This is a genomic window from Thermomicrobiales bacterium (assembly GCA_037045155.1).
In the GTDB taxonomy this organism is placed as follows: domain Bacteria; phylum Chloroflexota; class Chloroflexia; order Thermomicrobiales; family CFX8; genus JAMLIA01.
Genome location: JBAOIG010000005.1, coordinates 1094326 through 1108006 on the forward strand (window position 1 = coordinate 1094326; position 13681 = coordinate 1108006).

13 protein-coding genes are annotated in these 13681 nt (G+C 62.5%); 1 reads left to right on the plus strand and 12 read right to left on the minus strand.

The window, feature by feature from the left end:
• Positions 1–14: 14 nt before the first annotated feature.
• The gene (locus V9F06_15100; protein MEI2618936.1) at positions 15–260 is read left to right on the plus strand and encodes a 4Fe-4S binding protein; all 246 of its coding nucleotides are present in this window, start codon (positions 15–17) and stop codon (positions 258–260) included.
• A gap of 141 nt (positions 261–401) precedes the next feature.
• On the opposite strand, the gene V9F06_15105 is transcribed toward V9F06_15100, so the two are convergent.
• From V9F06_15105 to V9F06_15160, 12 genes are all read right to left on the minus strand, one after another.
• The gene (locus V9F06_15105; GenBank protein MEI2618937.1) at positions 402–1613 is read right to left on the minus strand and encodes a hypothetical protein; all 1212 of its coding nucleotides are present in this window, start codon (positions 1611–1613) and stop codon (positions 402–404) included.
• Between the two features lie 61 nt (positions 1614–1674).
• Entirely contained in the window at positions 1675–3087 is a 1413-nt protein-coding gene (locus V9F06_15110; protein MEI2618938.1) for an MFS transporter, read from the minus strand.
• Positions 3088–3154: 67 nt separating this feature from the next.
• On the minus strand, positions 3155–3793 hold the full coding sequence (locus tag V9F06_15115; GenBank protein MEI2618939.1) for a DUF4203 domain-containing protein: 639 nt from the start codon (positions 3791–3793) through the stop codon (positions 3155–3157).
• A 79-nt stretch (positions 3794–3872) separates the two neighbouring features.
• On the minus strand, positions 3873–4259 hold the full coding sequence (locus V9F06_15120) for an SHOCT domain-containing protein (protein ID MEI2618940.1): 387 nt from the start codon (positions 4257–4259) through the stop codon (positions 3873–3875).
• Between the two features lie 51 nt (positions 4260–4310).
• On the minus strand, positions 4311–4739 hold the full coding sequence (locus V9F06_15125) for a DUF6325 family protein (protein ID MEI2618941.1): 429 nt from the start codon (positions 4737–4739) through the stop codon (positions 4311–4313).
• A gap of 71 nt (positions 4740–4810) precedes the next feature.
• Positions 4811–5593, minus strand: a complete 783-nt coding sequence (locus tag V9F06_15130) for an META domain-containing protein (GenBank protein ID MEI2618942.1) — start codon at positions 5591–5593, stop codon at positions 4811–4813.
• Positions 5594–5661: 68 nt separating this feature from the next.
• On the minus strand, positions 5662–7338 hold the full coding sequence (locus tag V9F06_15135; GenBank protein ID MEI2618943.1) for an AbgT family transporter: 1677 nt from the start codon (positions 7336–7338) through the stop codon (positions 5662–5664).
• 127 nt (positions 7339–7465) lie between these two features.
• On the minus strand, positions 7466–8710 hold the full coding sequence (gene pepT / locus V9F06_15140) for a peptidase T (protein MEI2618944.1): 1245 nt from the start codon (positions 8708–8710) through the stop codon (positions 7466–7468).
• Positions 8711–8714: 4 nt separating this feature from the next.
• Positions 8715–9785, minus strand: a complete 1071-nt coding sequence (gene glsA / locus V9F06_15145) for a glutaminase A (protein ID MEI2618945.1) — start codon at positions 9783–9785, stop codon at positions 8715–8717.
• A gap of 64 nt (positions 9786–9849) precedes the next feature.
• Positions 9850–11238, minus strand: a complete 1389-nt coding sequence (locus V9F06_15150; protein MEI2618946.1) for a dipeptidase — start codon at positions 11236–11238, stop codon at positions 9850–9852.
• A gap of 41 nt (positions 11239–11279) precedes the next feature.
• On the minus strand, positions 11280–12944 hold the full coding sequence (locus tag V9F06_15155) for an MFS transporter (protein ID MEI2618947.1): 1665 nt from the start codon (positions 12942–12944) through the stop codon (positions 11280–11282).
• A 212-nt stretch (positions 12945–13156) separates the two neighbouring features.
• Positions 13157–13651 carry a DUF1269 domain-containing protein gene (locus V9F06_15160; GenBank protein ID MEI2618948.1) on the minus strand — a complete coding sequence of 165 codons (495 nt, stop codon included), beginning with the start codon at positions 13649–13651 and terminating at the stop codon, positions 13157–13159.
• Positions 13652–13681 lie beyond the last annotated feature (30 nt).

Genomic DNA, 13681 nt, shown 5'->3' on the forward strand with positions numbered 1-13681 from the left:
AAAGGTACCGCGCGATGACCTATGTGATCGCCGAGCCATGCATTGACGTGAAGGACGCCTCCTGCGTCGAGGTCTGCCCCGTCGACTGCATCCACTCGGACGACAATTCGAACCAGTATTTCATCAATCCCGACGAGTGCATCGACTGTGGCGTCTGCGCCGAGGTCTGCCCCGTCGAGGCGATCTTCTTCGAGGATGATCTGCCCGAGCAGTGGGCCAGCTTCCTCAGCCTGAACCGTCAGTACTTCGACAATCGGTAGCCGCCGATACGGCAACGCAACATCCCCGGCCTTGCCGGGGATGTTGCGTTGTGCGCCTCTCTCACTGGATCCAGGAGGCCATATTCAGCGACGGTGAATCGCTGAACATGGCCTCGGTTGGTGACAGGGAGCGCCGCATGCTTATGATCCGAGCGAATACACCCGGAAGCTGCGGATCATCACCTGGATGTTGCCATCCAGGTAGAGGCCGGCGCCGCCGGCTGCCGAGAATTGGCTGTTCTGCGTCTCGCCAGCGAACTTGCCATCGATGAACAGGCGGATGTTGTCGCCCTTGACCTCAAGGCGATAGGTATGCGCCGTCGTGTCGAGCGGGCGATAGCCGCTCTTCAGTGTCGAGCGACTGTCCTGGCTGACAGCGTCGATGCGCCACTCGTGCGCGCAGGCGTTGCCAGCGTAGCCGGAAGACTTCGGCGGAGTTGAGTCTTTCGTCTGCGTGGCGCGCACAAACACTCCAGCGAGCTCGTTGCAGCCATGGCTTCCGATGATGGCGATCTGCGCCTCGACTGCGTAGTCCGGGCTGGTTGGCGTGAACGGGGATAGTAACGGGCCGGCGAGGGCGCCATCGGCGACCAGCGCACTGCCGTTGACTTCCCATCCTTCGCCGAGCTTCCAATCGCCTGCGCCACCCGACCAGTTGGCCGAATACACTAGCGCGCCTGGAACTGGCGTCGGCACGGTTGGCGGCTCGGTAGCGGTCGGTTCCGGCTTCGGCGTTGGAGTCGGTGGCTCCGGCTTTGGTGTCAACGTCGGCTCGGGCTTCGGTGTCGGCGTATATGTTGCCGTGGGTTGCGGCTTCGGCGTTGGTGTGTACGTTGGAGCCGGCGTATATGTTGCAGTTGGTTTCGGCGTCTCGGTGGCCGTCGGGCTTGGCTCTGGCGTCTTCGTCGGCTCGACAGGGGTAGCAGTTGCGGTTTCCGCGACTGCTGTCTCCGTCGCTACTTTCTCCGCCGTCTCCGTCGCCACAACCTTGGGAGCCACGATCGTCTTGGTTGCCTCGGCGACATGATCTTCGTCGTCATCATCGTCATCACGGGAGATGAAGAACACACCAATGAGCACGATAAAGACCAGGAAAGCGATGAGCCCGCCGATGACCCAACGCTGATACGTCTGTCTGTCCGATGATTCGGGCGGCTCGCCGCCGCCCGGTGGCTCGATCGGAGGCTCTCCCCCCGGCGGCGGCGGTGTGTTGGGAGGCACTATTGGGAGCGCGGTTGTCGGCTGATCTGGCGCGATGTCGCCGCCAGCGCCATGCATATCGCCGGCCTCGTCTGGCGCGGACGAGGCCGACGGGGTCTCGTCGTTAGTTGGTGGTCGTTGTTCGTCAGTCATCTTGCCTCCTTCGGGTATTCCGTTCAGTCTTGCGGTTGCGCCGTATCCTGGCGCGTCGGTGTTATGTGTCTGCTGGCAGCGACTCCTCACCAGAGGTGAGGAGCGCGAACGCCTCCCGTCGAGTCATCATGGGCTGGTCCTCGCGCTTGAAGCTGTAGCGGAGCAGCCAGATAACCGGCAGCAGCACGATTATCGGCGCCACGATCATGACGATACGCGGGCCGACGAGGTTTGACACGACTCCCAGCGCGATGATCGTCGCCAGCGCGAGGGCGTTTTCCTGGACTTCCTTCAACCCGAACGTCGCGCCCTGACGATCGGCTGGCGTATGACGGTTGACGAAGTTGTCGACGGCTGCGCCGGCCGCGGTCGAGCCAAAATTCGTCGGCAGTGCGATGACCGACGCCGCCAGGACCTCCTTGCTGAGGTGAACGCCGAATGGCTCGAGGAGCCGGAGGGGGCTGATGATCGACACAAACGGCGCGATCGGCCTGATCAATCCAAACAGGATCATTCCCGTCGTCACGCAACCGAGGGCAACGACCGCGAGTCGCCGCTCCCCAAACCGCATGATGACCCAGGGCGCCACAACAGTTGCGACCAGAAAGCCGACGCCGGCCGGCGCGAAGATGTAGACCGAATGAGCCGGATTTGCGTTCAACACATCCCGCACATAGATCGGGATCAGCGTGGTGAATGCTTCGAAGAGCGCGACGACGATAGCGCCAGTCAGGATCATCGTCCCCACCGAGCGGTGGTCGCGAATCCAGTCCGCGTTCATGCGAAGCGAGATGGAGCGGGGCTTCCAGTCGATTTTCCGCCAGGCGCCGGGTTCTGGCTTTCCGTGTTCAACGTCCATCTTGAAGACGCGGATTGCGCCGACTGCAAACAGGACAGCGGCGACGTAGAGAACCATGTCGATGCCAGAGACGCTGATCAGCACTGGCGCGATCATCGTCGAGCCCAGCGCGGAGCCGACCGAGCCAACTAGCGCGATGACCGCGTTTACAGACGCCATCTCCGACGGCGTCGAGACAATTGCGACCGCCGCCTTCATGCTCGGTATGACGATCACCATCAGCAGGCTGGTCATGAACATGAGGAACATCAGACTGCCGACTGTAGTTGTGAGGAAGACCGCGGACAGTAGGCACAGCAGCGCCTGCATGCCGAACCCGAACGCGAGCGCAACTCGTTTGGACATCGTGTCGGCGGCGGCCCCACCCTGCACGCCGAAGAACAGCGGGGCGATGTAGGACACGGAGCCGACGAGCGAGACGCCGAGCTGTGATGCGCCGGCCTGCCCGAGGTGAACCATCGCGCCGTAGCTCAGTGTCGTCTGCGCCATCCGGCTGGTGAATCGGGAGCCGGCGAGCAACCGCACATTGCGTCGTCGGAGAATCGTTCGGTATGGGACTGGCTTGTCAGAGTTGTCTGCCGAGGGTGTCTCGGCATCCGAAAAGGTCGGCTGCATACGAGCTCCTCAGCGTGCCGCGCCGGGGATGAAGGCAAAGACCATCATCCCCGGTGCGCGCCCGGTATCAGGCAGGCTCGGCCCGCGTCCAGCGATCTTCGGGCAGAACAACTGCCTTGATCGACTGGAGCTGATAGAGGATGCCGACCACCGCGGCGACGATCCAGATGATGAGCCAGAACCACGACTCGTTCACGGTGGCCCAGGCGAGCCCGTAATGCAGGTCCACTCTGTCGATCTTGTTGATGATCAGAAGTAGCCCGGTGACGGCGGCCGCAGCGCCGACGAACGCAGTGTTGATGACGACGACATAGACCGGCAACGCCAGCAGGAATGCGATGGCGAAGAAGACGATCGCGACGGCGGCGGCGATCAGGAAGATGACCCAGCCCGAGCTAACGCCGATGGCCTTCATAGCGCCCGAGCCGATCAGCGCGCCGGTTGAGCCGGCCGAGAGCAGCGCGCCGAGATACCAGAAGAGATACGCCAGCGTGCCAAAGACGACGCCGACAACGAACCCCACGATGACCGCCGTCAGATCTCCAAGGAAGCTGCCATTGGTGATCGCGGCAATCGCTGCCGCGCCCGCGTAGAATCCCGCGACAAAGCCGATAATCGGCAGTGCCACGAAGAATACCCGGAGACCAGCTAGACAGACGAGGAGACCGAACGCGCCGAGAATGAGACCGATAATGATGTCGGCCACGGAGCTACCCCCTTCTCCACTAGACCCCACGCTCCACGAAGTGATCCTGCAGGATCACTGTTTGTTGAGAACCCCCTGGTTACCCCCCGAGCAACTGCGCCTTCGCGGCCTCGAACTCAGCGTCATTGAGTATCCCGGCAGCCTTCAGGTCGGCGAGCTGCTTCAGTTGCGTGATCAGGTCGCCACCAGCAGCCGGAGCCGGCGCTGCCGGGGCCACGGGCGTAATCGTCGCTTGCGCCTGTTGCATCTGAAGCGCCGCGAGCTGTTGTTGCATCTGCTCGACATCTGTCTGGGTTTGCGCAGCTGCCTGCTGGGCTGCCTGCTGCTGCTGAGCAACGTTGGCTTTCGCGTGCTGCTTCTGCGCGACGTTGCCAGAGACCGCCGTCGCTGTGCCGGCGATCACGGCCGTGCGGGCCATCGTCCCCATCAGGCTCGGCCCACGCCGCGGTGGTGGTCGACGTCTCATAGCGCTGTTTCCCCCTTCGTCGTGTCCGGTTCGGTATCCGGCCGGCCTTAGTTAGGCCGATTCGATCTCGGCGGCAATGAGCTCCTCGATAACCGCTCGCGGGATCCGTTCGTTCAGGATAACCTGTCCGTTCGCCTCCGCGACGGCGTCCGCAAAGCGCTTGGCCCAGACGTTCTCGAACAGCATGATCCCGGCAGAGGAGTTCGGCGCCATGGCCGCCGTCAGCAGCTCGGCATCCTCGTGTGTCAGCAGCCCACTGACCTCATCCACCACCGGATCGTAGGCAGTGTACACGTCGTCAATCAGATCTCCGAGCTCGCGCTCGGAGACGTTCCCATCGGCATCTTTCGTGACGAACAGAATATCGATGATGCTGACTGTCCCGTGGTCTACCAACTCCTTCAGGGCCGGGGCGAGCTCCCCGGTGAACTTGTTGCCGGGGAATTCAACGACCAGAAGCTCGATCGGCCCAAACGGCATGTCTATCCTCCTTAGTCCAAAAAGCGCCGGTGCGCCACAGCAGACCGTGGCGCACCGAACTGAGTCTCGTTTTACTTCGATTCGTGGAACATGACAAGGAGCTGCCCGTCACTGCCCCGAAGGTCGAGCGTGCCATTGCCCAGCTCGTACGTCTTGGACTGCTCGAGCGCCTTCAGGAATCGCTGCTCCTGGATCATGATTCCCTGGTCGCAGGCCATCGCCGTCTGCGCGATCACGCCGATCTCCAGCGTGTCAGCCCCCCGCTTGTAGCTGCTATTGAAGGTATTGCAGCCGCCACTGCCACTGACGGTGCCGTCCGGAGCGAACACGGCGGTCATCGTTGTGGCGTCGACCGAGATCACGGCGTCCTCGCCGTTATTGATCCCGACGGCTTCCCACTTCGTCCGTGTCAGTTCGGTGGCCTTCAGGGTCGCGAACTCGGCAACCTTCACGTTGTCAGCGTTGTAGAGGCTGAGGTCGTCACCTTCGAGCCTGTACCGCGAGGTCTGCTCGAGAGCCAGCGAGAACTCATGCTCCTGCTTCATGACCGGCTCTTCGCACGCCATCATCGTCGATGCGCCCATCGAGAGTGCCAGTCTGTTCGAGTCGCTGTGCTTCCAGCTCCCCATGTAGTTATTGCAGCCGCCATTGCCGATCAGCTTGCCATCTTCGGCAAACTTCATCGACACCAGGACAACCGGCACCGCGTCATTCCCATTCAGTTGGGTCAGTTGCCACTCGGTGTCCAGGAGCGTCGCGGCCTTGCCGGTCGTTCCGCACGCGGCCAGCAGCGACCCAAGCATCACCAGCGCAGCCAGCGCCAGCGTGCTTCTGTAGATTCGTCTCATCTTCATGTCGTGTCCCTTCGCGTCACCTACACGTCGTCGCAGTTCGACTCACCGTTATAAGACGATAGGCGCCGTTATAGTTTCACCGGGTAGCCGGGGCCCAGTGGGATACCGACCAGATACCAGATGACGAAGAGAATGATCCAGACGATCGTGACGATCAGCGTGTACGGGATCATCAGCGAGATGATCGTGCCGAGCCCTGCGCTCTTCACGTAGCGTTGCGACACGATCACGATGAACGGCAGGTAGACCATCAACGGGGTGACGACGTTCATCGGCGAGTCGCCGATTCGGTAGGCTGCCAGCACCGTCTGTGGAGCAACCCCGAGCCGCATAAAGATTGGCACGAACACCGGCGCGAAGATCGCCCACTTCGGCATCGCGCCCGGGATGATGATGTCGAGCAGCATGATCACCAAAATGAAGCCGATCAGCAGTGGCAGCGCGCCCACGTTAGCGCTCTCCAGCAGATGAGCCATTGCGCCGGCCAGCACACGCGGAATGTTGGTGAAGTTGAAGTAGGCGATGAACTGGCTGATGATCAGCAACATGAAGATCAGGCCGGACAGGCTGGCGAAGGTCTTGACGATCGCGTTGATCACATCGGTGCTCTTGGTGAACGTCTTCGCGCCGATGCCATAGCCCAGGCCGGCCAGCATGAAGATCACCGTGATCATGAAGACCAGGCTATCCATGAACGGGGTGTTGCCAATGATCGAGCCATCGACCGGGTCGCGGAGTGGGGCGCCCGGAGGAGCGGTCATCACGGCGAAGAACACGACGCCGGCCAGGATGCCATAGACCGAGTACTTCAACCCGCGTGATTCGGCGGCGTGATCGATTGCCACTTCCTCTGCCGGGACTTCGTCCCCAGCCTCGGACGGATCGTAGATGCCGAGTCGCGGCTCGATCAGCCGCGTCGTGACGAACGTGATGACGAGCGCCATCAGAATCGTGAATACCGCCGAGAAGATGAAGTTCGCGGTAATCGTGATCGATCCGGTCGGATCGGTGATCTGGATGGCCTCGTTGGTCATCTCGGTCAGCATCGCGTCGAGCGGCGCGATCAGAATATTCACCGCAAAGGCGGCGCTGACGCCTGCATAGGCTGCGGCGACGCCCGCGAGAGGGTGTCGCTTCACGCTCAGGAACGCTGCCGCGCCCAATGGGACAAGGATCAGGTAGCCAGCGTCGGTCGCGACGCTGGAGAGGCCGCCGATCAGGACGATAATGAACGTCAGCGCGCCACTCGGAGCCACAGCCACGAGCTTGCGGATCGATGCGGCCATCAGTCCGGCTTCCTCAGCGACGCCGACGCCGATCATCGCCACGAAGATCACGGCGACGACACTGAAGCTGGCGAAGTTGCCGACGAACGATGTCAGCAGGAATCGCAAGCCGCTGATCGACAGCAGGCTCTTGACTTCGACCCGTTCTGTGATGATCTCGAAGTCGGGATTGAGGATTGCGCTATCGGTGACGTCGAGAATGTTCTCGGTTGTGCCTCCGAGAATGTTGTACTCCTCGGTGACGTTTGTGCCGACCGGGACCATGATCTCTTCGACGATTCCGACGTTCATCATGTTGAGGATCGCCGACAGGATAATCACGAGTACGATCAGGTAGACGAACATCATCACTGGATGGGGAACCTTGTTCCCCGCTTTTTCGATGCCATCCAGCATCTTCTCGGTGAAGCCGCGTTTTTGTGCTTCTGGCTTCTGGGCGGCAGCCCCCGCTGCGCTCATATGGTCCTTCCCCCTACCGCGTCACCCCCGGCGCGGCTACATGCTACATGTCGAGTGCGCTTGCTATGGCCGAGCCACCGGCTCGGCCGACAACCAGATCCTCATGAATCGCCGGCACATCCTTTCGCTACTGCTGGCTCCACAGCTCGGCGAGCCGCACGCACATTTCGGTGGCGCGAGCCATGTCCTGAACGCTGACCCACTCCATCGGCCCGTGGAATGCTTGCATTCCGGTGAACAGATTCGGCGTCGGAACGCCGAGCTCGGTGAGGCGAGATCCGTCGGTGCCACCACGCGTTGGCTGCGAGAACCAGTCGACGCCGATCTCGGCGCATGCCTGGCGCGCCAGCTCAACGGGCGACATGTTGTCCTCCAGCCAGTAGCGCATGTTGCGGTACTGCGGGGTGATCTCGCAGGTGACCGTCGCGCGGGGCTCGCTGGCCTGGACTGCATCGCAGACCTTGGTCAGTAGCTCGCCGTGTTGGGCCAGGAGGTCCAGCTCGAAATCGCGAATCGCGAAGTGCATCTCGGCCGCGGCCGCTGTACCACTCATCGCGTAGAGGTGGATGAATCCCTGCCGGCCGTCGGTCGTCTCCGGCTGGAGCGTTGCGTGCGGAAGGGTCATCACGACCTTGGAGGCGAGATGCAGCGCGTTGACCATCGTGTCCTTCGCCTGCCCGGGATGGGTCGAGACGCCCTGAATGGTCACCGTGCCCTTGTCGGCGGAGAACGTCTCGTAGACGATCTCGCCAAGGTCTGCGCCGTCGAGCGTGTAGGCGTATTTTGCCTTCAGGTCGCCCGGCAAATTCGCATGGACCCCACGACCGATCTCCTCATCGGGCGTGAAGCAGATGCGGATCGGGCCGTGCGGAGTTTCCGGGTGCTCGGCGAGGTGGCGAACGAACTCCATCACGATCGCGAGGCCGGCCTTGTCGTCAGCGCCGAGCAGCGTTGTCCCACTGGCGGTAACGATGTCGTCGCCGACCTTCTTCGCCAGATACGGCATCTCGCTGGCCGAGAACACGATGCTGGGGTCGTCTGGCAGGACGATGTCGCTGCCATCCCAGGCACGGTGGACGAGCGGCTTGACGCCGGTCGCGTTGAATGCGGACGACGTGTCGACGTGCGCAAGGAAGGCGACCGTCGGGATGTCCTTGTCAACGGTGGCCGGAATCGTCGCCAGGACCGCGCCGTAAGCGGTTAGCTCGACATCCGCGAGGCCAAGCCCCTTCAGCTCCTCCACGAGCAAGTTGAGCAGATCGTACTGCTTCGCAGTACTGGGAATGGTGGCCGATGTCTCATCGGCCTGGGTGTCGATGATGCAATAACGCACGAGCCGATCCTCGAGCGCAGCGTACAGGTCGTGCCCCATAGAGCTATTCCCTTCCTTCCGATGTCTCTCGCTGTTCGCTGGCGGGTATGACAGGCCTCGACGCGAACAGATTCAACCCGAGCCGCTCTGAGAGAAGCCTCGTCGCGAGCTGGCCCCTGACACTATTTCCGGCTGGGTCGAGCGGCGGCGAGAATGTCGCCAACCCGCCCTTGCCCGGTGCGACGGTCAGAATCCCACCACCGATACCACTCTTGCCTGGTAGCCCTACATCGTACAACCAATCACCCGACGTTTCATACAGCCCAGCTGTCGCCATGACTGCGAGCGTCGGTCGGCAGACCTCGGCGTCGATCACCCGCTCCCCGGTCAGCGGATTCACTCCGCCGTCTGCCAGCGTGGCTGCCATGACGGCCAGATCGGTTGCGGTAACGTCGAGCGAACACTGACGCGTGTAGAGCTCGGTCGCCTCGACAGGGTCAAAGTAGAGTCGGTCGTAACTGAAAAGTAACCGGGCGATCCCATGGTTACGGTGGTTCGTCTGCATCGCCGAGGCATAGACCTCGTCGTTCAGCGATAGTTGCCGGCCGGCGAACCGCGACAGTCCATCATGGATGTGTTTCCACTTCTCGTCCGATGTCGCGCCAGGCACCAGACTCGTCGTCGCGATCGCGCCGGAGTTGACCATCGGGTTCGTGCGCCGATCCGCGTTCAACTCAATCGCCATGACCGAGTTGAACGGCAGCCCGGTGGCATTCACCCCCAGTTGCTCGCGCGCTTGCTCCGCGCCGATGAGCTGGCACACGATCGCGAAGACGAACGGTTTGGACACACTCATGATCGCGAACTGATAGTCGGCATCGCCGACGGCGTAGAGGCGACCATCTACGCCGGCGACGCATAGACCGAACAGATTGCGGGGGACGGCGGCGAGCGCCGGGTACACAGCAGCATTCTGGCCGTCGTTGACGTCAGCGAACTGTTCCCAGGCAGCGGTGATCTCGTCCCGCACGCGCCCGGGTAACGGGAGATCACCGGTTGAGACTGGCGCCTCAACGGAGGTGTCCATGCTGTTGCCGGGCTCAGCTGAACGGATGCCGTCATCTTCTGTTTTCATGCTACGTCGTGCTTCCACGTGTTCCCGATTGTCCCCACCACCGGACGTTTCGGCGCGCTCCGAGCTAGCGCTCCATCGTCGCTAGCTCGTCGAGATAGACGATTGCAGTCTCAATTCCTCGGTGGAACATCTCGATCGTGAGATGTTCGTTGGTCCCATGAAGGCCGTCGGTGTCGAGACCATACCCCATCATGACGACCGGCATGTTCATCAGATTGTAGAAGTCGGCCACCACCGGGATGCTGCCGCCGCCGCGCGTGAAGACCGGGGTATGCCCCCAGCCCTTCTCGTAGGCGCGAACCGCCGCCTGCATTTCGGGCAGATGGAAGTCGATCAGCGCCGGCTCGCCTGTCGTCAGCAGCCGAACCTCGACTCGGACCGTCGGCGGCGTGATCGACTCGATGTAGCTCTTGAGGTGATCGTAGATCTTGTGCGGATCCTGGTTGCCGACCAGCCGGCAGCTGATCTTTGCCATCGCTTTCTGGGGAATGATCGTCTTCGGTCCGGGGCCGGTCCAGCCGCTGCCCATGCCGTTGATCTCGAGGGTCGGGCGCGCCGAGACGCGCTCGCGGATGGTGTAGGCCGCCTCACCCCACTGGGATGGGGCGCCCGTTGCGACGAGAAGCTCTTCCTCGCTCATGTCGGTCTTGGCAACCTCGGCGCGCTCGTCGGGCGCCAGCGGCACGACATCGTCGTAGAAGCCCGGGACCGCGATGCTGTGATCGGGGTTGTGGAGCTTGGAGATGATCTCCGCCAGCGCGAGCGCCGGGTTGTGGACGGCGCCGCCGTAGAATCCGCTATGCAGGTCGTCGTGCGGGCCATCGACCTCAACCTCGATATAGGTCATGCCACGCAGGCTGTGCATGATCGACGGGCGGTCGATCGACGGCATCGACGAGTCGCTGATCACACAGACGTCGGCCGCCAGCAGATCCAGGTGCGACTCGATGAATGGCCGAAGGTTCGGCGAGGAGACCTCCTCCTCACCCTCGAGCAGCATCTTCACGTTGACCGGCGCGCTTCCCGCGGTGCGCAGATACGACTCAAGCGCCTTGACGTGAATGAATAGCTGCCCTTTGTCGTCAGTGACGCCGCGAGCGTACATCTTGCCGTCTTTTTCGATCGGCTCAAACGGCTCGGTGTCCCAACCATCCTCGAGGGAGGCCGGCACGACGTCGTAGTGGCCGTATACCAGCACGGTTGGTTTGTCCGGGCCTGCGCCGAGCCAGTCGGCGTAGACAACCGGATGTCCGGCAGTCTCCATGATCTCGACGTGATCGAGACCCAGCGTGTTCAGATGCTCGGCGAGCCACTCCGCCGCCTCGCGCACGTCGCCGGCATGAGCCGGATCGGCGCTGAGGCTCGGAATCCTCAACAGCTCATGAAGCTGGCCGCGGAACTGCTCCGCCTGCTCGCGAGAGTAGGCTCGCGCCTTATCGGATGCCTGTGTCATGATGAGTTCCTTCCTGAGACCATCCCATGTACCACCATGTCCTAATCGCCGGCCGGGCCGGGCGGCGGGGGAGAACGCTCCTCCTCCGTCGCGTCGGATTTGCCGACGTTCAGATCCGTTGGAATCTCCCCGCGCCGATATGGCGGCAACCCGCCAGCGGGGATGATGCCGAGCAGCGCGAGCCCGGCCAATACTTGAAAAGAGATCTTGAGTGCGCGGAGGCGCGCGTCGGTGTTGATGCGCACTGCCTCTTTGATCTGGGCATCGGTTGCGGTCGTCTCCTGTTCGAGGACCGCCTCCAACTCGTCGTTGTCGATGAAGTCAACGGTGTCGAGCTCCATCTGGTCTACCAGCGAGGGCGGGATGACCGGACTCTCTTTGACCGTGGTGTTGACGATGATGCCAAGCGCGGCGATCGCGAGCAGGCTGGCAATCGCAGTGCCGAGTCCGGTCGCCAGGTTGTTGACCGTTCCGCGGAGCGCGCCAACGTCACCGGAGAGCTCCTTCGGCGATGCCGAGACCAGGATGTTGAACATCAGCGTCAGCAGAGAGCCCTCGCCGAGCCCGATGACCAGCAGGCTGACGACGACCATCGGTGTGCCCCACTCGTTGTTGATCGTGTAGGCAAGCACAATCACACCGACGGCGACCATCCCGAACCCGTAGCGGCCGATCTGTCGCGGCGACAGCGTGCCATAGACACGGACGACGAAGGTTGCGCCGATGAAGATCGCTACCGCGTAGGGGACGATGGCGATCGCCGTCTCCATCGTGGTGCGTCCCTGCACGATCTGAATGTAGAGGGGCAACAGGAAGTTGACTGCCGGCCCGACCGCCGCGATCACCAGGAGCGCGAAGGTTGCAGATCGTTCCTTGGGCGTGTCGAGCGTCTCGATCGCGAACAGGGTCGGCTTTTCATTGGCGCGCTGTCGGCGCATCCAGGTGAAGAACGCCTGCCCTACCACCACGCCGGCGATGATCATCAGCGGCGCTGGCGACATGCCGGCCATGTCGAATGGCGCGTCGGGCTGCGCAACGAGGAGGCCCCATGCGCTGATACTGTTGAACCCAAGGCTGATCAGTGTGACAGCTGCGGCGGCGAGAATCGCGCCGAGCCAGTCGATCCGGATGCCCTTCCGTGGCTCGATGACCTCCAGCCGGAAGCTCAGGATGACGATGATCGCCCCGACGACGACCAGCATCGCGAATGCCCAGCGCCAACTGACGACCATGCTCATAAAGCCGACGACAAGGAACGCCAGCGCGCTCGAGCTGGCCTGGGCCGCGCCGAGGAGCCCGAGTGATTGTTCCTGCTGCGCGGCGTGGTAGTAGTTCGCGATCATGACGACGAACGCCGGAACGGCGAGCGCAGCGGCGACGCCGGCAATGGCCTGAGCGAGGAGCATCAGCTCGGCGTTGAAAGCCAATGCCATGACTGCCATCGCGGCCGCCTGCGCGGCGATGCCGATCTGAAACGCGAGCCGGGAGCCGATCATCCGCCCGATCTTCGCGCCGAGCATCACCAGACCCGCGACGGCCAGCGAATAGACGACCAGCGCCGTCCCGACCATCGCCGGCGGAACCTGCAGATCCTCGACGATCGCCCCCATCGAGATCGTCAGGGCATTTACATTGAATCCCAGCTGGATTTGAGCCAGCGCGATGATGACCATCGGCAGCCAGGAGGCCTTGATGACCGCTGCCATCGGGGCGCCGGCCCCTTGTCCCTGCCTGTTATGGTCGATAGCCTCTGTCAACGGATCAGACTCCTGCCCGAGTCAACGCCCATTGGACTCTGCGCGCTGATGACAATTGACTTTGTGTGCTTCCGAGTATAGTAAGCCCGGTTGGCTTCGTGCGTTACCAACCGGGCTCGGGTATTGTGCCGAAACAGATCCAGCCTTGCTCGTCTCGTCGACTACTCCGCGCCGAAGGTCTCGCGGAGCCGCTCTTCCTGCTCCTGCGAGAGGTTGCTGGCGACCAGCTTGAACGAGATGTTGCGGGCCTTCATCTCTTCGGCGAGCCGGTCCGGCACGGCGCCCGACGACAACAGAAATAGCGCAGAGGTTCCCTCGGTCACCTCGTCGCGGATCTTCTTGATGAAGTCGTCGTTGATGCCGAAGTCGGTCATCGCCCCGCCGAGCGCGCCCATCGCGGCGCCGATGGCCATGCCGAGCAATGGCACGAAGAAGATCAGCCCGAACAGCAGCCCCCAGAACGCGCCGGACATCGCGCCCGCGCCGGTCAAGTTGGCCAGCTGGTTGGTCTTCGGCTTCTTCTTGCCCTCGGGCCAGCTGACGATAGCTGCGTCTTGCAGCGTGATCAGCTTCTGCCGCTGGAGGTCGCCAAGCGCCTTGACCATCTCTTCAGCGCCGCCTGCGGTCTCAAACTCAAGAACTGTAAGTGTGGCCACGAATGCCCCTTCTATACATACCGATGTCGC